The sequence below is a fragment of the Pseudoruegeria sp. HB172150 genome (assembly GCF_013184805.1).
Classification (GTDB): Bacteria; Pseudomonadota; Alphaproteobacteria; order Rhodobacterales; family Rhodobacteraceae; genus Psychromarinibacter.
The window spans coordinates 137,809-155,908 of the sequence record NZ_JAATNG010000003.1; the positions used below are offsets into that span (position 1 = coordinate 137,809).

Here is an 18,100-nt window from a genome sequence, read left to right on the forward strand (position 1 = left end):
ATTTCAGACAGCCCATGCCGCAATTTCCATTAGAGATGTGAGAGATGGACGCGCACGCCCAGCTTCTCACCCAGGTCGCCCATGGCGACAAGCAGGCACTGGCCGCGCTTTATCGTGCGCTGGAAAAGCCCGTCTACAGATTCATCCACTCCAGATTGAACGATCCCTTCGAGTCATCCGACGTACTCCATGACGTGTTCATGGAAGTCTGGCGCAGTGCGTCCAGATTCGAAGGGAGATCGAAAGTGCAGACCTGGATATTCGGTATCGCTTACCGAAAGGTCATCGACCTGCACCGCAAGCGCGTGCAGCAGGACGTGACCGATGACATACCCGAGCAGGAAGACGACAGCCCCGACGCTGCTACCTGTCTGGCCGCCGGCCAGGAGGCAGAGCATGTGCGCCATTGCCTTGGCACCCTCAAGGACGACCACCGCAGCGCCATCAGCCTCGCCTTCTACGAAGACATGACCTATGCCGAGATCGCCGAGGTTCAGGGCGTGCCCGAGGGCACGATCAAGACCCGCGTCTTTCATGCGAAAAAGCTGCTGCTGCGCTGTCTTTCCGGCCGCATCGACCGGAGGGTTCCGGCATGAACAGGCAACAGATAGAGACGCTTCTGCCGCTGCTGGCCAACGGCACCCTCGAAGGCGCGGAGCGTGACGAGGTAGAAGCGGCGGTGGCAGAGGACGCGGATCTGCGCGCCGAGCTGGAAGCACTGCGCGCCATCCGCACGACGATGCAATCGGAGGAAACCTACAGCCCCGGTGAAATGGGCCTCGCCCGCCTGATGCGCGATGTCGGCGAGCAGCCGGCGAGCGCGGAACCGGCCATGAAGACCGTCATCCGCACCCGCATCTGGCAGGCCGTCGCCGCCGTCCTGCTGGTCATGGTCGTCGGCCAGTATGCGTTCCAGATGCCCGGTGACACGACCGAGGACGGCTACAGCCTCGCTTCGGGCGACGAGGCGGGACGGGTCTCCATCGCCTTCGTGCCCGATGCGACAGAAGAACAGATCCGGTCGCTTCTGCTTCAGGCCGGCGTGGAAATCGTGGCCGGTCCATCCGCGATTGGGTTCTACGACCTGCAGCTGCTCGAAGGCGTGACTCCAGAGCAAGTATATGGTATTCTTGATAATTCCGAGATTGTTGATACATTGAATTTTCCAGAGGATTGATACCCGCCGATGATATTGCGGCCGCTTTTCTTGTTGCTCGTCGTCTCCCTGGCCGCGCCTGTCGCGGCACAAACCGTTCCGGTCGATCCCGATACAGGCGCACCGGTCGACCCGCAGAACCCGGCCGATCCGGCTGACCCTCAGGATGCGGGCGACCCGGCTGATCCGACCGACGCGGGCGATCCGACCCCGGACCCGGTCGCAGATCCCGCGACCCCCAGCGATCCGGCCGATCCCGTGACGGCCGAAGACACCCCGGGTTTCGAGAATGACGATCGCGACAGCAACGACCGCCCGCTCGGCCAGACAGCAGAACGCAGGACCCGCCCGGGAAGAACCGAGTTTCTGACGGTCGGCCCCCCGGAACAGGCGCAGGCCGTCGCAAACGCGCTGGCCCAGGCCAATGCCCGCCCGATCCGCACCCGCGAATTCCCGGCGCTCGGTCTCTACGCGGTATTTTACGACCTGAACGGCCTGTCGCCCTCCACCGCACAGCAGATCGTGCGCGCCATCGCGCCGCAGACCGCCTTCGACATCCACGCGATCTATCGGCTGGTGCAGGGCAAACCGCGTCTCTACGCGGCATCCATGATCAACGCACAAGGCCAGGCCTGCGCGCTTGGCGGGCTGCGCATCGGCCTGATCGACGGCGCCGTCGACCCGACCCATCCGGCCCTGTCCGGCGCGCGGGTGTTTACCCATTCCGTTCTCGAAGGCGCCGCGACCAATCCCGGCCACGGCACCGCCGTCGCGGCCCTGATCGCCGGGCGCGATCCCGCCGGCGCGCTCTCCGGCTTCGCTTCCGGCGCCGATCTCTACTCCGTCACCGCGTTCGGCAGCGACCGCGGCGGACCGGCGGCTGATGTGGAACGGCTCGGCATCGCGCTCGACTGGCTGATCGCGCATGACGTGCGGCTCATCAACATGTCCTTCGCCGGCCCGCGCAACATGGGGCTCGAGGTGCTGCTGCGCGCTGCCGCCGCCCGTGGCGCCGTGATGATCGCCGCCGCCGGCAATGACGGCAGCTCCGTCGCCGCCTATCCCGCCGGCTCCGACTCGGTGATCGCGGTCACCGCCGTGGACGCCGCCGGCCGCCGCTATGTCGCCGCCAATACCGGCCCGCATATCGAATTCGCGGCGCCGGGCGTGGATCTCTACGTCGCCGGGCGCCGGGGCGGCAGCTATGCCTCCGGCACCTCCTACGCCGCGCCGATCATCACCGCGCTCGCCGCCCGCCTGATGGCGCGCGGCGTCCGCTCGGTGGACGGCATCCGCGCGCGCCTGCGCGAGCAGAGCTCCGACCTGGGAACGCCCGGCCGCGACACCTCCTTCGGCTGGGGCCTCGTCCGCGACCCCGGCTGCTGACCTTCCCGAACCCCTGATCTTTTTTTGAACCGGTCACGGCCCCGGCACGTCCTACATGTGCAACGTCGAGACTGTCCCCTCGTCCCGTTGCTAGCCTCGCTGGTGGGGGAACCCCCTTCTCCCCGCCATCCAACTGCCCCCGCCACTGGCGGGGGCTTTTTTCTGACATCGGGCCAAACCCGGGGCCTGCCCATAGGTTTTGACATCCACCGCCCCGCTTGCTCTAACGAACTGCCCGCAGGAGGAGCGTCATGGTCGACATCGCCACCCGTGTCTACAATCACAAATGGAAGATCGACCCGATCGTCCGTTCGCTGATCGACACCGACTTCTACAAGCTCCTGATGTGCCAGTCGGTGTTCCGCAACCGCCGCGACACCACGGTCAAGTTCTCGCTGATCAACCGCACGAAAGAGGTCCGCCTCGCCGAGCTGATCGACGAAAAGGAACTGCGCCAGCAGCTCGACCACATCCGCTCCCTGCGCTTGACCCGCGGCGAATCCACGTGGCTGCGCGGCAATACCTTCTACGGCAAGCGCCAGATGTTCCGCTCCGACTTCATGGAATGGTTCGAGAACCTGACGCTCCCCGACTATCGCCTGGACGTGAAGGACGGCCAGTACGAGCTGACCTTCGAAGGCGCCTGGCCCGAGGTGATGCTGTGGGAAATCCCCGCCCTCGCCGTGCTCATGGAACTGCGCGGCCGCGCCGTGCTGGAAAAGATGAAGCGCTTTGAGCTGGAGGTCCTTTACGCCCGCGGCATGACCAAGCTCTGGGAAAAGATCGAGCGCCTGCACGATCTCCCGAACCTGCGCATCGCCGATTTCGGCACCCGTCGCCGGCATTCCTTCCTCTGGCAGGACTGGGCCGTGCAGGCGATGATGGAAGGGCTGGGCGAAAAGTTCACCGGCACCTCCAACTGCCTGATCGCCATGCGCCGCGATATCGAGGCGATCGGCACCAACGCCCACGAACTCCCGATGGTCTATTCCGCCCTCGCGAATACCGACGAGGAACTGCGCGCCGCCCCCTACAGGGTGCTGGAGGACTGGCAGGAGGAACACGAGGGCAACCTGCTGATCATCCTGCCCGACACCTACGGCACCAAGGGCTTCCTCGAGAACGCCCCCGACTGGCTGACGAAGTGGACAGGCATCCGCATCGATTCCGGCGATCCGGCGGCCGGGGCGGAAATCGCCATCGACTGGTGGAAATCGCGCGGAGAGGATCCGCGCAAGAAGCTCGTCATCTTCTCCGACGGGCTGGACGTCGACCGGATAGAGGAGCTCTATCACCAGTTCGACGGTCGGGTCCGCGTCTCCTTCGGCTGGGGCACCCTGCTCACCAACGACTTCCGCGGCCTCGTCCCCGGCGACGAACTCGCCCCCTTCTCGCTGGTCTGCAAGGCGACCGAGGCAGAAGGCCGCCCCACGGTCAAACTCTCCGACAACCCGAACAAGGCGATGGGCCCGGCGTCAGAGGTGGAACGCTACAAACGCATTTTCCACGTCGGTAACCAAATGGCGCTAGATGTTGTCGTTTAAAGTCACTTCGCCATTGCCAGCGAATCGGCGCCGTGGCATAATATTATTTAGGCAAAGAGTCAATGATGAAACTGTTTCGCGCTTAGCGCGTTACCTAATCGATGGGCTGGGAGACTCAAATGCTCGACAAGTGCGATAGCGATTTGGTGCAGATCGATTTTCTGGAGGCTCAGAAAGCTCAGCATGAGCATGACCTACGAAACCATTTCGATATTTTGTCCCTCCACAAGGTTGACCGTCTGAAGCACTACGGGTTGCACTTCGCCAAGTATGTGGGGCGGCTCGCTCGTGGCAACTTGGAGGAGAAGCCATATTCCGTAACACTGACTGACGCTTATCTTGTCTGCTTGAGTGCAGCAAATACTCTGCATCAGCGTCTAGAACACAATTCTTCGCTTGATCAAAAGGAGTTTTTGGACTTCGCTTCCAGTGCAGGTCGTTTCTGTGATGCGTGCGAGAAGGTCGATCACCTCGAAGAATTCGTTCAGCTTGCACGCACATCGAATCAAGAAGTGATGGAGTATTTGATTTCGGCATCGTCCTGCGCGGGCATTGATGTTAACGAACTTGCAAAAAATCGGCGTTTAGAACTTCGAGATCGCCACTTCTATATAAGGTGATCGGTTGGCATTTTGGGGTAAATCTTCCTGGGAGGATCGGGGGAAAACCGAAAGTGTGGTTGTACCCTGGAACCCATTCGCCGTTGAGGAAGCAGGTTACCGACTTCGAGTCGGCAACGAGATCTTTACAAATGACAAAGAAGAAAAGTCGGCAAGGAAATTGGTAGATGGTGAACCATTCGTCGTAGGTCCAGGTCAATTCTTATATGTATTAACTGAAGAAACAGTGCACATACCTAGAACGTGCATTGGATTCATCTCGGCACGTGCTTCAACAAAATTTCAAGGCTTAGTAAACGTCTCTGGATTTCAGGTTGATCCTGGATACCATGGAAAGCTTATATTTGCATTGTTCAACGCTGGTCCTCGACACATCCACCTAAAGAGAGGTGATGACATATTCTCAATTTGGATATCTGACTTATCTGAGCCTGTACCTGTAGATTTCGAAGGAACGGATCAAATACCTAACGGCTTGAACGCAATTCCGTCGAATATACTCAACAGAATTTCCGGAAAAGCTTTGACCGCATACCAAGTCAATGAGGCAGTTGAGAAGCTTGAGAACGAAATCAAAGATCTAAGAGAGCTCCTTGGAAAAATTAAGGACCGGTTAATATACACAGGTACAATTGCGGGCATACTCTTGGCAATAGGCTTGTTACTTTTCGGGCCAAGACTTAGAGAGCTTCTAGTTGAGAGTCCTGAGACTAATGTTTTCCAGCCGAGTTCTTCCGAAAACTCTGGGAATTAGGCTGCAGCATCAGAAATACTTACTGCAAGTCGGGCGGATGCATCCTACCTAAATTAGATCACTTAAAACTCGGTTTCCGAGAAAAATAATCCTCGCACTCCCCCTCCCGCAGCACATCCGCCGTGCAGCAGTGCAGCCCGCCACCGAACGCATAGGCGTCGCGCAGGTCCACTTCAACGACCTCCATCCCCAGTTTATCCATCTGCTCCGCCTGGTAGACTTCGGACTTCTCGACACAGACAGTCTTGGGGTCCAGCACCAGCACGTTCATCGACAGCCAGACCGACGAATAGCACAGCGGCGGCGGCGCGTTATGCGCGGGCTGCGCCGAATCCACGATCTCCCAGCCGTTCCGCTCGAACATCTCGCGCTGGTCCTGCGGCAACCGGCGCTGCGGGTTGTTCAGGATCAGCCCCGGGCGCAGCGGCGTGAAAGTCGCGTCGATATGGATCGGGTAGGGATCGCCCGGGAAATTCACCGCGTGCACCCGGTGATCCGGAAAATGCCGCCGCAGCCACTCGATGCCCTTCAGGTTCGTGGTGAACCCGTGCTGCACCACAAGGTCGCGCCCGAACCGCAGCACGTCGGCGGCGTCGAACAGCGGCTCCTCCTCGGTGGTGACAAAGAACTTTTCGGCGGTCCATTTCAGTCTCTGTTCCACGCCGATCCGCTCTGACAGGTAATCGTCGCGGTAATCCGCGCCGGTCAGCCGCGGCTTCGGCGCCGCCTCGTGACGGAAATTCGGGTCTTCCTCCCAGTACCGCTGCAGCAGGGGCCGGTAGTTCAGGTATTCGAACCAGCGGCAGCGATAGGACATCGTCGCCTCAAGGATCTCCGACCCGACCGTCAGCAGCACGTCGCGCGGCGGCATACAGCCGAACTGACTGCCAGTGTGGAAATCCGGCGTCGTCACCGGCTGCGAATGGTCGATCGGCACCGGCCGGTCCACCCGGATCCCGCGCGCCTCCAGTTGTGCCGCGAACCGGTCCAGCAACTCGTTCGCCCGGTCGATGGTCTCCTGCGGCCGCCGGCCCCATTGCCCGCGCATGTCGCTGTCCTCGGGCACTTTGGCGTCCAGCGCCGGTTCCTCGGGCGGGATGTGGCAGTCGTCGGCCCGGCCGACGATCACATGGCGCAGCGGGTCCCATTCGTTCCAGCTGCTGACGACGGTCTTCTGTACGGTATCTTTCATGAAATCCGGATTAGAGCCGGGGCGCCGTTCCGGCAAGCGCCATAAACCCGATTACGGCGAAGCGTCCGCAATCGTACGTTTGCGCTAACACGCCTGAAATCAACCACTTGACCCCCCGTCCCCATGGGGACGCCCCGAAAATCACCCCCCGTGCAGCCGGTCGATGATCCGCCGCACCAGCCCGATATCGTCGAAGATCTCGTGCAGATCCTCCTCCATATCCGCCACCGGCGTGGTCAGCGATCCCATCTGCAGGAAGTCCCCGCCCCGCGACAGGGCCAGGTAGAACGACCGCCCCTCGAACCCCGCCACCATCGAGCCCGTCCCCCGCTTGCCGCCTTCGCCCGTGCCGATGGCCATCAGGCTGTCCAGAAACGCCACCGGCATGAATTTCTTCGCCGCCACCGGATCGCCGGCATAGACCTCGAACGCCTTCTCGAAGCCCGAATGCCCCATCTCCACCCGCACCATCCCCCGGCTGCGGTCCCCCGCAAACAGCGACCCCAGCTTCTTGCTGACCGCCCCGTAGTCCCGCCCGATCAGGATCCGCCCCGGCGCCTCCACCGGCACCTCGATATGAAACAGCAGCCCGCGAAACACCGTCTTGGTCCGTGACCCCCCGTCCGAGCTTCGCGACTGCCGCGTCAGCCGCGCCTCGACCATCTCGAACCCTGTGTCCCGATAGCGCCCCTTCAATTCGTCGCTGACATAGGAGTCCTGAAACGACCCCACCACGCCCAGCTTCGCCAGCGCCTCCAGCGGAAAGTCATCTCCCGCGAACCCGTCATAGCTCAGGTCGCCGATATGCTCGCAGATCGCAGGCATCACCGCGCCCTCGACCGCCTCGTTCCACATCATCGCCTGAGCCTGCCACACCATGTAGCCGATCATCCCGCCCACCAGCGCCAGGAAGGCCCCGACGAAATAGGGCCACTCGCCAGTCCCGGCCCATATCAGGAACGCGACCACCGCCACGGTCACGGCGGCCACCACAGCCACCCACATCCACGCCTTGCGCAGCCGCGCGATCCGCCGCTCTTCCAAAACAGCCAGCGCGGGGCGAACCCGGTCCCGGTAGACCGCCGCAAACCCGCGCTCCAGCTCGCTCCGTTCCGTGAATTCCATGGCGTCCCTCCCGCGAACCCGCCCGAAGCTGGCCGAACGCCTACCCCTCGCCGTCCACCTTCCCGCGCAGCGCCTTCACCTCGCCGCGCGCTTTCTTCCCCTCAAGCCGCCGCCGCTTCGAGGCCAGCGTCGGCCGCGTCGGGATCCGCCGCTTCGGCCGCTCCAACGCCGCGCGCACCAGTTCCGCCAGCCGCTCCCGCGCGATCTCGCGGTTTCGCGCCTGGTGCCGCGTCTCGTCCACCCGGATCAGAACCGCGCCGTCATTCGTCCAACGCCGCCCTGCAAGCCGCCGCAGCCGCGTTTTCACAGCCCCCGGCAGGTTCGGCGAGCGCTCCGCCTCGAACCGCAATTCGACCGCCGTGGACACCTTGTTCACGTTCTGCCCGCCCGGGCCGCCGGACCGGGTGAACTGTTCGGTCAGCTCCCAGTCCTCGATGGCAATGGTGTCGTTGATGCTCAGCATCCCGCACCCACAATTAGCCTCCCCCCTCAAATCGAAAAGGGCCGCCCCAGCTAGGCGACCCTTCGAGTTCTTTCGGAGATTGGTTCCGGTTAGAACGATTGATTGCGTCCAATCGAAAGGAAGTCCCCCGTCGGGGCTGCCCTCAGGAGGATTCACCTCCGACTGTTCCGACACCTCTCTCCAACATCACTCTAGACACTGGATCACCTCCTTTCGCTTGGTTGCTGTTATCCCCAGCGTGGCACAGATTTTGTGTCTGTCAAATATTTTCACGCAACCCGTGGCAACATTCTTCCAACAATTAGGCGGAACGGCACCAATGCGATCAAAGCGAGGGCAAGTTTCACACACCAGTCGGCGAATGCGAGCGACATCCAGTAGGGCAGCACCGGTCCGACACCCAGCAGCGGCGTCGGTTCGTTGGCCCAGCTGACGTCGTTCATCGGTTCAAGGAAGACGAATACAGAGGAGAAGGCGATCGAAAAGAAGATCACCGTATCAAGGAACGACCCGACCAGGGTCGAGGCCAGAGGCGCGCGCCACCAGCTGCCCTCGCGCAGGCGGTCGAAGATGGCGACGTCGACCAGCTGCGCAGTCAGGAACGCCAGGCCCGAGCCGATGGCGATCCGCAGCGTCACCGCCGGGAAGGTATAGCCGTCGCCCTGCAGCATGATCTGTGTGCCGATCAGCGAACAGGCGACGCCGGTCAGGAAACCGGCGAACACGACCTTGCGCGCCGTGGCGGGGCCGTAGACCCGGTTCATCACGTCGGTCACGAGGAAGGCGAAGGGATAGGTAAAGGCACCCCAGGTCAGCCAGTTCCCGAACAGGAACTGCACCAGGATGTTCGAGGCCACCACGACGATGGCCATGGCAATAATGCCGGGAAGAAGTCGGGTCATGGATCTGGTCCGTTTTGACAAGGTAGCGGAGACTTGGCCCCCACTGCGGGGACGCGGCGCCCTACCGCCCTGCGCGCCTGCCGTCAAGAGACGCCGGCACGCGATATTCCACGAACTCCGTCACCTGAAACGGCCGGTAATTATCGTCCGAGATCATCGTCAGCCGGATGTACCCGTCGTCATCGCGCCACGCGGCGATGCCTTCCAAGTTGTCGTGGGTCCCGGCATAGGTCTCTAACAAGGTGATTTCATCCGTCACACCCGTCGCTCCGATCTCGAAACTGCGGACGCGGCTGCGAAACCCGAAGATGCCGGTAAAGTCCCGCTCCAGCAGATAGAAACGTCCGTCGGGCCCGAAATCTGCACCGACGGGAAGAAACTCGCCACGGCGAGGGATCGAGAAGGGCTGTGTCCACGCGCCATCGGCAAAGCGGTAGACCGGAAACGGCCGCTCCATCTTTCCGGACCGTTCGGGCAGGGTGTAAAGCGCACCGTCCGCATCGATGGCCAGCGCCTCGAGCGAGGAGTTGTCCTGCATGAACTGGAAATCCGGATGCCGCGTCAGCCATTCGGCCTGCGCTTGCGGATCGCGATAGGTCCAGACCCTGTGGAAGCCCTCGAAGGAAATGAAGATGCGCCCGTCCGGGGCCACGGCCAGCCCCTCGGAATCGCTCATGAACGGCGTGATCCGCTCGTTCTTGCTGTTCTTCAGCCGCTTGATCTTGCCGGCCTCGACGCCGGTGATCCGCCCGTCCTGGCGCTGCAGGATGCCCTGAACGATGGTGCCTCTGTCGCCGATCGCCATGAAATGCCGCCCGTCGTCGGACAGCTCCAGCCCGGAAAACCCGCCGAACCCGCGGCCCTTCTTGGGCCAGGTGTAATCGCCTACATGCTCCGCGACATTGCCGGACCCGGCATGCCCGGGACCCAGCGCCGCGAAACCAAGCAGGATTACTGCGACGACAGGACGGAAGCGCATTGAGCAGGCAGGTCGGCCAGCACGTATTCACGCTTGGGCGTGGGCGGCGGGGCGTTCGGGTCGGGCGGCGGCGGGTTCAGGATGTTGTTCACCCATTGCTGCGCCTCGGCACAGCCGTCCCCGGCCGGCGGCGGCGCCTGGTTCACACAGCCGCTGGCGCCTTTCGGGCAATTCAACCGGACGTGGAAATGATAGTGATGCCCGTACCAGGGCCGGATCTTGCGCAGCCAGCTCCGATCCCCCGTGGCATCCTTGCACATCTGCACCTTCGCCCCGGCAAAGATAAAGATACGGGCGACGGCCGGGTCGCTGGCAGCCGCCTTCAGGATCGCCATGTGCTGCGGCGACCATGAACTGTTCACATAGGCGCCCCCGGCCGTCTGCATGGTGATCGACGATATGCTCTCGCGCTGTGCCGGGCTCAGCTTCAGGCTTTTCGGCGGAAGCATCCAGATATCGGCATCCATACCGATCTGGTGGCTGGTGTGGCCGGTCAGCATCGGACCGCCGCGCGGCTGCGACATGTCCCCGACATACAGACCTTCCCACCCGGGTTGCGTCGCCGCGAATGCGGACAGCCGCTTGACGAATGCCACCGTTTCCGGATGCGCCCAGTTGCGATTCCGGGACAGGCGCATCGCCTGCCAGGTCGGCCCGGTTTCGGGCAGTTGCGCGGCTCCGGCTATGCAGCCCTTGGCATAGCTGCCATAGGGCGCCGGGCTCTGGTCGGATGCGGCATCGACGGCGCCGAACAGCCGCTTGGCGATGGCATTCGGATCAAGATTGGCAGCGGCAAAGGTCAGAGCGGCGCTGGCTGCGCTGTCCTTGTTGGCGTCGCTGCCTCCGCCACAGGCGGCAAGCGAAACGATCAGGCCAAGGATTGCGAACTTTCGGACCAAACGTGGTCTCCATCGGGTTTGACCCATGCTAACAGGATCAGCCCGACGAGAAAAAGGACAATCAGCGGAGTGACGCCAAGGCGCTGACTGCCGCTTATGTCAGAGACCACCGCGATTGCCGCGGGCGCGATAAAGGTCGTGGCCTTGCCCGCCAGCGCATACAGCCCGAAGGCTTCGGTCATCCGCTCGGGGTTCGCCTGTCGAACCATCATCGTCCGGCTCGCCGATTGCAGCGCCCCGCCCGCCGCGCCGATCAGCGCGCCGGCGAGGTAAAATGCCATGTCGGGCAGCGAAGACCCTTCGCCAACCGAAATGCCCAGAACCGAGGTCGGAGAAATCGAGGCGATCAGCACCGCGACGAACAGCAGGATGACGATACAGGTCCGGATCACCGGCATCGGACCAAAGGCGCGGTCCGCCTTGCCGCCGATCCACGCAAAGACGGCGCCGGTGATCGCGGCAAGGATCCCGAACACCCCGATATCCACGACAGTCCAGCCCAGCACGCCCAGCGCGTAGACGCCGCCGAACGTGTACATCCCGTTCAGCGCATCGCGGTAGAACATGGAAGAGCCCAGATAGGCCGTCATAGAGACGTTTTTCGGCAGGCTGGCCAGCGTGCGCCCCAGTTCTCGCAGCCCCTCCATTGCCGGAGAGCCGCGCACGACCCCGTCCGCCGGTTCACGGACCCACAGGAAGAACGGGATCATGAAGACGGCGTACCAGATCGCCGTGAATGGCCCGACGAACCGGGTCCCTTCCCGCGCGGCCGGATCCAGCCCCAGCGCAGGCTCGCGGCCGATGAATGTCACGCCCTGCGCGTTCTCGGCAAACAGCGCCAGCATCAGAACCAGCGAGATCACGCCGCCGACATAGCCCCAGGCCCAGCCATTGCCCGAGATCGCACCGATCTCGCGCCGGTCGCCCAGCGACGGCAGCATCGCATTGGTAAAGATTGTCGCGAACTCCATGCCGATCAGGCCGATCCCGAAGAAAGCCAGCAGCGTCCCGACGCTGAACGTCTCCGGGTTCGACAGCCACAGCCCCGCCGCACCCACGACGTACAGGATCGAGAAACCCCAGACGTACGGCAACCGCCGTCCCCGGCTGTCCGCGATTGCCCCGAGGATTGGCGCCAGCACCGCGATCAGCACCCCCGCCAGCGTCAGCCCGTAGCCCCACCATGCCTGCGCCTGCGCGCTCGCCGCCTCGCGGCTCATGCCCTCGCCGGTCAGCCGACCGATGACGATCTCGGCAAAGAACGGTCCGAATATGAATGTAAGCAGCAGGGTGTTGTACGGCTGGCTGGCCCAGTCGAACATCATCCAGCCCCAGATACGCTTGCGCGCGCTGACCTCCGCCATAGCGGTGACTCCCCATCTGCCGCTGCGTTATGGCCCGCAAATTAACCCGACCGCAATAGTTGTGTGGCCCCTGCTTGTCAGCGCGCGCAGGAGGCCTTAACTAGCCACCGATCCAAAAAAGGGCCGGAAATGATCACGATCCTGAAAATCATCTCGCTTCTGCTCGACGTGGCGTTCTTCATCATGCTGGTCCACATCATCATGAGCTGGCTGATCAACTTCCAGGTCCTGAACCTGCGCCAGCCCATCGTCGCCCAGATCTGGGAAGGGCTGAACCGGCTGCTCGAGCCGATCTACGCCCCGATCCGCCGCATCCTGCCCGACACGCGCCCGCTGGACCTCGCGCCGCTGGTCGTCTTCATCGGCATCATCATCCTGCGCGACATCCTGATTCCCGACCTCGCCCGCTCGTTCTACTGACGGGCTTGTTAAGCGATTCTTCATCTGCGATGGTTCCCCTAATCAGAGCAGTTTGAAGTAAATCGCAGGCAACATGGACCGCGCAGCGCAGCTCCTCGGCACCGTTTTCGGATTCGACGAATTCCGCCCCGGACAGGCGGAAATCGTGCAGGCGGTCACCGAGGGCCGCAACGTCCTCGCCATCATGCCAACCGGCGGCGGCAAGTCGCTCTGCTACCAGCTTCCCGCGCTCGTGCGCGACGGGGTGACCGTCGTCATCTCCCCCCTCATCGCCCTGATGCGCGATCAGGTCCGCTCCCTGCGCGAAGCAGGGGTCGAGGCTGGCGCGCTCACCTCCGGCAACACGCAGGAGGAAACCGACGAGGTATTCCGCGCCCTCGACGAGGGCCGGCTGAAACTCCTCTACATGGCGCCCGAACGCCTCGCCTCCGGCGGAACTCAGTCTCTGTTAAGGCGGATCGGCGCGTCCCTGATCGCCGTGGACGAGGCGCATTGCGTCAGCCAGTGGGGCCACGACTTCCGCCCGGACTACCTGGCCATCGGTGAACTACGCCGCAGCCTGAACGTCCCCCTCGCCGCCTTTACCGCCACCGCGGACGAGGAAACTCGCACCGAAATGGTCACGCGCCTCTTCGATGGCACCGACCCGCAGACCTTCCTGCGCGGCTTCGACCGGCCGAACATCCACCTCGCCTTCGAGGCCAAGAATTCCCCGCGCAAGCAGATCCTCGACTTCGCCGACGCCCGACGCGGGCAGTCCGGCATCGTCTATTGTGGCACCCGAGCCAAGACAGAGACCGTGGCGCAGGCATTGCGAGAGGCGGGGCACACCGCCTGCCATTACCACGGCGGCATGGACCCGTCCGACCGCCGCGACGTCGAAGCCCGCTTTTCCCGCGAGGACGGGCTGATCGTCGTCGCCACCGTCGCCTTTGGCATGGGCATCGACAAGCCGGACATTCGCTGGGTCGCGCACGCCGACCTGCCAAAATCCATCGAGGCCTATTATCAGGAAATCGGCCGTGCCGGCCGCGACGGCGCCCCCGCTGAAACCCTCACACTCTACGGCGCCGACGATATCCGTCTGCGCCGTACCCAGATCGACGAAAGCCTCGCGCCCGACGACCGCAAATCTGCCGATCACGCCCGCCTCAACGCGCTGCTCGGTCTGGCCGAGGCGCTGCGGTGCCGCCGCCAGACCCTTCTGAAATATTTTGGCGAAGATCCCGAGCCCTGCGGCCATTGCGACCTGTGCGACAGCCCGCCAGAAGTCTTCGACGGCACCGAAGCGGTGCGCAAGGCACTCTCCGCCATGCTGCGCACCGGCGAATCCTTCGGCGCGGGCCACCTGATCGATATCCTCACCGGCAACGTCACCGACAAGGTCCGCGCTCGAAGCCACGATCAGCTTCCGACCTTCGGCGTAGGCAAGGACCTCAGCCGCGCGCAATGGCAGGCCGTCTATCGCCAGATGATGGGTCGCGACCTAGTCCGCCCCGATGCCGCCCGTCACGGCGCCTTCCGCATGACCGCGGCCGCACGCCCGATCCTGCGCGGAGAGGAAAGCATCGAGTTGCGGCGCGATACGATCCAGACCGCGAAATCCCGCCCCGCCGTGAAGACGCTCGTCAGCGAGGAAGACGCGCCGCTGCTGTCCGCCCTGAAGGCCAAGCGCCGCGCGCTGGCCGAAGCGGCACGCGTCCCGGCTTATGTGATCTTCACCGACCGTACCCTGATCGAAATGGCAGAGACCAAGCCGGAAACGCTGGACGATATGGCACGGATCAGTGGCGTCGGCGCCAAAAAGCTGGACCGCTACGGTGCCGAATTTCTCGCGGTGATCGCCGGACAGACGCCGGACCCGGTTCATCCGGCGCGAATGAAACTGGCCGGCCGCGAATCCGGGGACCTATATGACCGGCTGCTGCAGGCACAGGCCGATCTCGCTCGGGGCGAAGAAGGCACCGAGAAGCCTATGAGTTGTTCCGCCTCGCTCCTCGCCCGTGTCGCCTCGATGCAGCCGCGCGATCTCGGCTCACTTGCGGGCATCCTCGGCGAGCGCCGCGCGGAACGGTTCGGCCCCGCCTTCCTGACGATCCTGCAAGAGGCGTGATCGCGTTGCGACGGTCGATATCAGTGACTAATCAGGGCAATTCAGACAAGATGGGGGATGCGCAATGCTGGTGGTAGTCTCGCCTGCCAAACGGTTGGATCTGACGCCGATGCCGGGGGTGAAAACGTCCACGCCGGATTTCCTGCCCGAGGCAAACCGCCTTGCCGGGCACGCGCGCCAGCTTAGCCAGGCGCGGCTCAAGGCGCTGATGGGCCTGTCGGACAGTCTCGCCAGGCTGAACCGCGACCGCTTCCGCGACTTCCGCGACTTCCGGGACGATCCGGAACCAAAGGCAACCCGACCCGCCGTTTTTGCCTTCGCGGGCGATACCTATCTTGGCCTCGAAGCGGCCTCGCTGGAACCGGAAACGCTTAACTATGCCCAGCGCCACCTTCGCATCCTGTCGGGCCTCTATGGCATCCTCCGCCCGATGGACGCGATTCAGCCCTATCGCCTTGAAATGGGCAGCCGCCTGAAGACCCGGCGCGGCAATACGCTGTACGATTTCTGGCGCGACCTGCCGGCGAAGGCGCTGAACGCCGCCGCGGAAGAGGCCGGAACCAATATCCTCTTGAACTGCGCGAGTCAGGAATATTTCGGCGCGGTGGACCAGCGCGCGCTTGGCCTCCGCATCGTCACCCCCGGTTTCTACGAGGTGAAAGACGGCGAACCGAAAATCGTCAGTTTCTATGCCAAGCGTGCGCGTGGCGCGATGGCGCGTTTCATCCTCGAACGGCGCCTGACCGATCCGGCCGGTCTCCGGGATTTCGATACGGGCGGTTACCGCTTCGACGAAACGCGCAGCACGTCCGATCAACCGGTCTTCCTGCGTCCGGCCGAGGTTGCGCAGGAACAGGACGCCCTCGCAAGCGCCTGACCCAATCTCGCCTCAGGCCCGCGCGGCCTGCGCTTCCTCCAGCTCCGGCAGGGGCGGCGCGCAGTCTGGCGGGCAGGCATCGGCGATATGCGCTAGCAGGTCCGCCTTCTTCAGCGGCTTGCTCAGGTAGTGGTCCAGCCCGGCCGCCAGAATTTCATCCCTGTCGCCAGTCAGCGCGTGCGCGGTCATCGCCACGATCGGCACCCGCCGCAGCCGCCCGTCCCGCTCGATCGCACGAATCCGGCGCGTCGCTTCGCGACCGTCGACCTCCGGCATCGAGATGTCCATGAAGATCAGATCGGGCGGCTGCGCCTCATAGGCATTCACCGCCTCCAGCCCGTTCTCTGCGAATTGCAGCTCGATATCCGCTGATTTCACCAGTTTAGAGAAGACCAGCCGGTTGGTCCGGTTATCCTCCGCAGCCAGAATCCGCATCCGGCGCCGCTCCGTCCGCGCGAGCGGGGTCGGCGCCGGCAAATCCGGCGTTTCTGGTTCCGGCGACGTCGACAGGGCCCGCAACACATCGTGGCGACGCAGCGGTTTCTGCAGGATGCCGGTAAACACCCCGTCCGGGTTGGTTGGCGCCCCCGACAGCAGGTAAAGCGGCCCGTCGAATCCGCCATCGCGCAGCTCGTTGCCCAGCGCATCCGCCGCCGCATCCTCCAGCCCGCAGTCCAGCAGCACGACGTCGCCAAGGGTCGGCCTCGCATCGCGCAGATCCCCGGCGTTTGAAAACGCATGCGCGGGCAGCCGCTGCGACACCAGCTGCCGCCGCAGGATGTCCCGTTCCGGAAAATGTGCCCCCGCGATCAGGATGCGCCGGATCCACGGCGGGATCTCCGGCGGTTCGGCCCACTGCTCCTCCGCAACCTCCAGTGTCAGGTAAAAGCCAAAGCTCGACCCCTGCCCGACAACGCTGTCGGCCCAGATCTCCCCATCCATCATCTCCACCAGCCGCCGGGTGATCGCCAGCCCCAGCCCGGTGCCTTCGTATTTCCGGTTCCGCTCCCCATCCACCTGGTTGAACTCGCCGAAAATGTGGTCGATCTGCCCCGACCCGATCCCGATGCCGGTATCCTCCACCGAGATGTGCACCCGATGCCGCGCGCCCTCCGCATCCGGAAGCGACGACACCCGGATCAGCACATGCCCCTCCTCGGTGAACTTCACCGCGTTGCCGACGAGGTTGGTCAGGATCTGCCGCACCCGCCCCGGATCGCCGACATAACAGGCCGGCATGAAGATGTCATAGTCGACCAGCAGCTCCAACTTCTTGGTCCCGACAGACGGCCGCAGCAGCCGCGTCACCTCGTAAACCGCCTGCTCCAGGTCGAACGCTTCCGGGTGCAGCTCCAGCTTGTCCGCCTCGATCTTCGAGTAGTCCAGCACGTCGTTTATCAGCACCAGCAGCGACTCGCCCGACGACCGGATCGTCTCTACATATAGCGATTGCTCCTCCGTCAGCCCCGTTTCCGCCAGCAGCTGCGCCATCCCGACGACGCCGTTCATCGGCGTCCGGATCTCGTGGCTCATGTTCGCAAGGAACGCCGATTTTGCCCGGTTCGCCGCCTCCGCCCTGCGCCGCGCCGCCTTCAGCTTCGCCTGGTTCCGGATCTCCGCCGTGATGTTCAGCGCCAGCGAAACCGTGTCGCCGTCGTCCGACCGCCGGTCCACCAGCTTCGCGAACCCGCCGTTCCAGAACCGGATCGTCCGCGGCGGAATCGCCGGCGTCCGCCAGCGCCACAGCATCTCCTCGACCCAGTCGTCGCGGCTGGCCCCCTCGGTGTCGATGACCCCTTCCTCCGCCGCGATCCGCAGCAGCGCCTCGTACCCGACGCCGGGCCCCACCGCATCGATCCCGTCGAACGGCGCAAGGTAGGCGGCATTGGCCGCCACCATTACCCCGGAGTGATCAAAAATCGCGAACCCGTCCTGCACCGTCTCGATGGATGTCCAAAGCCGCCGCTCGGCGATCATGATCTTGCCGCGCGCGGTCTCCAGCTGCGTCAGCGCCTCCGTCGTCTGGTGACGCAGCGCCTGCGTCTCCTCGCGCTTCTCGATGATTTCCTCGGTCAGGTCGCGGGCATGGGCGGAAAGCTTGCGGTTCGCCTCGTGCAACTCCGCCTGCTTCAGGTCCAACAGCCGCTCTGCCGCCAGCCGGGCGCGCCGCTCCCTGGCCAGCTCTTCCGCGTTGCCCATACCGGTCCGCTTCTGCCCCCCGATCGCTCTCTCGCAATATTGACTGAATGTTGATGAAAAGGGTCTTAACAACCCTCGGAATCCGTTGCGCCAATCACGGACCGCAT

General features: G+C 63.6%; 17 protein-coding genes. 9 read left to right on the forward strand and 8 right to left on the reverse strand.

The window, feature by feature from the left end; all coding sequences use genetic code 11:
• Positions 1-44 precede the first annotated feature (44 nt).
• The 6 genes from HCO70_RS15410 to HCO70_RS15435 all read left to right on the forward strand — a co-directional run bounded on the left by HCO70_RS15410 (position 45) and on the right by HCO70_RS15435 (position 5,460).
• Complete coding sequence (locus HCO70_RS15410; protein WP_172297748.1) at positions 45-596, forward strand: RNA polymerase sigma factor; 552 nt, start codon at positions 45-47, stop codon at positions 594-596.
• Positions 593-1,177, forward strand: coding sequence for an anti-sigma factor (locus HCO70_RS15415; RefSeq protein ID WP_172297750.1), 585 nt, complete (start codon positions 593-595; stop codon positions 1,175-1,177). The genes HCO70_RS15410 and HCO70_RS15415 overlap by 4 nt, the downstream gene beginning before the upstream one ends.
• A gap of 33 nt (positions 1,178-1,210) precedes the next feature.
• Positions 1,211-2,542 (forward strand): S8 family serine peptidase, encoded by a 1,332-nt coding sequence (locus tag HCO70_RS25055; protein WP_216665462.1) that lies wholly within the window; start codon positions 1,211-1,213, stop codon positions 2,540-2,542.
• A gap of 251 nt (positions 2,543-2,793) precedes the next feature.
• Positions 2,794-4,086 carry a nicotinate phosphoribosyltransferase gene (gene pncB, locus HCO70_RS15425; RefSeq protein ID WP_172297754.1) on the forward strand — a complete coding sequence of 431 codons (1,293 nt, stop codon included), beginning with the start codon at positions 2,794-2,796 and terminating at the stop codon, positions 4,084-4,086.
• Positions 4,087-4,205: 119 nt separating this feature from the next.
• Positions 4,206-4,706, forward strand: a complete 501-nt coding sequence (locus HCO70_RS15430; RefSeq protein WP_172297756.1) for a hypothetical protein — start codon at positions 4,206-4,208, stop codon at positions 4,704-4,706.
• Between the two features lie 55 nt (positions 4,707-4,761).
• The gene (locus HCO70_RS15435) at positions 4,762-5,460 is read left to right on the forward strand and encodes a hypothetical protein (protein ID WP_172297758.1); all 699 of its coding nucleotides are present in this window, start codon (positions 4,762-4,764) and stop codon (positions 5,458-5,460) included.
• Positions 5,461-5,518: 58 nt separating this feature from the next.
• On the opposite strand, the gene HCO70_RS15440 is transcribed toward HCO70_RS15435, so the two are convergent.
• From HCO70_RS15440 to HCO70_RS15470, 7 genes are all read right to left on the reverse strand, one after another.
• Positions 5,519-6,652 carry a serine/threonine protein kinase gene (locus HCO70_RS15440; protein ID WP_172297760.1) on the reverse strand — a complete coding sequence of 378 codons (1,134 nt, stop codon included), beginning with the start codon at positions 6,650-6,652 and terminating at the stop codon, positions 5,519-5,521.
• A gap of 141 nt (positions 6,653-6,793) precedes the next feature.
• Positions 6,794-7,777: a DUF3137 domain-containing protein gene (locus tag HCO70_RS15445; RefSeq protein WP_172297761.1), complete on the reverse strand. Its 984-nt coding sequence runs from the start codon at positions 7,775-7,777 to the stop codon at positions 6,794-6,796.
• Between the two features lie 40 nt (positions 7,778-7,817).
• The gene (gene arfB, locus HCO70_RS15450) at positions 7,818-8,240 is read right to left on the reverse strand and encodes an alternative ribosome rescue aminoacyl-tRNA hydrolase ArfB (RefSeq protein ID WP_172297763.1); all 423 of its coding nucleotides are present in this window, start codon (positions 8,238-8,240) and stop codon (positions 7,818-7,820) included.
• 269 nt (positions 8,241-8,509) lie between these two features.
• On the reverse strand, positions 8,510-9,142 hold the full coding sequence (locus HCO70_RS15455) for a queuosine precursor transporter (RefSeq protein WP_172297764.1): 633 nt from the start codon (positions 9,140-9,142) through the stop codon (positions 8,510-8,512).
• Positions 9,143-9,203: 61 nt separating this feature from the next.
• Positions 9,204-10,121 carry an esterase-like activity of phytase family protein gene (locus tag HCO70_RS15460; RefSeq protein ID WP_172297766.1) on the reverse strand — a complete coding sequence of 306 codons (918 nt, stop codon included), beginning with the start codon at positions 10,119-10,121 and terminating at the stop codon, positions 9,204-9,206.
• The gene (gene mepA, locus HCO70_RS15465; RefSeq protein ID WP_253913324.1) at positions 10,094-11,020 is read right to left on the reverse strand and encodes a penicillin-insensitive murein endopeptidase; all 927 of its coding nucleotides are present in this window, start codon (positions 11,018-11,020) and stop codon (positions 10,094-10,096) included. The genes HCO70_RS15460 and mepA overlap by 28 nt, the downstream gene beginning before the upstream one ends.
• The gene (locus HCO70_RS15470) at positions 10,990-12,384 is read right to left on the reverse strand and encodes an MFS transporter (RefSeq protein WP_172297769.1); all 1,395 of its coding nucleotides are present in this window, start codon (positions 12,382-12,384) and stop codon (positions 10,990-10,992) included. The genes mepA and HCO70_RS15470 overlap by 31 nt, the downstream gene beginning before the upstream one ends.
• 129 nt (positions 12,385-12,513) lie before the next feature.
• Here HCO70_RS15470 and HCO70_RS15475 point away from each other — a divergent pair, with 129 nt between their 5' ends.
• The 3 genes from HCO70_RS15475 (at position 12,514) to yaaA (ending at position 15,794) form a co-directional block, all read left to right on the forward strand.
• Positions 12,514-12,804 carry a YggT family protein gene (locus tag HCO70_RS15475; RefSeq protein WP_172297770.1) on the forward strand — a complete coding sequence of 97 codons (291 nt, stop codon included), beginning with the start codon at positions 12,514-12,516 and terminating at the stop codon, positions 12,802-12,804.
• Between the two features lie 73 nt (positions 12,805-12,877).
• Positions 12,878-14,917 (forward strand): DNA helicase RecQ, encoded by a 2,040-nt coding sequence (recQ, locus tag HCO70_RS15480; RefSeq protein ID WP_172297772.1) that lies wholly within the window; start codon positions 12,878-12,880, stop codon positions 14,915-14,917.
• 64 nt (positions 14,918-14,981) lie between these two features.
• Complete coding sequence (yaaA, locus tag HCO70_RS15485) at positions 14,982-15,794, forward strand: peroxide stress protein YaaA (RefSeq protein WP_172297774.1); 813 nt, start codon at positions 14,982-14,984, stop codon at positions 15,792-15,794.
• Between the two features lie 12 nt (positions 15,795-15,806).
• Here the strand turns inward: yaaA and HCO70_RS15490 are convergent, their stop codons facing one another.
• The gene (locus tag HCO70_RS15490; protein ID WP_172297775.1) at positions 15,807-17,993 is read right to left on the reverse strand and encodes an ATP-binding protein; all 2,187 of its coding nucleotides are present in this window, start codon (positions 17,991-17,993) and stop codon (positions 15,807-15,809) included.
• Positions 17,994-18,100 lie beyond the last annotated feature (107 nt).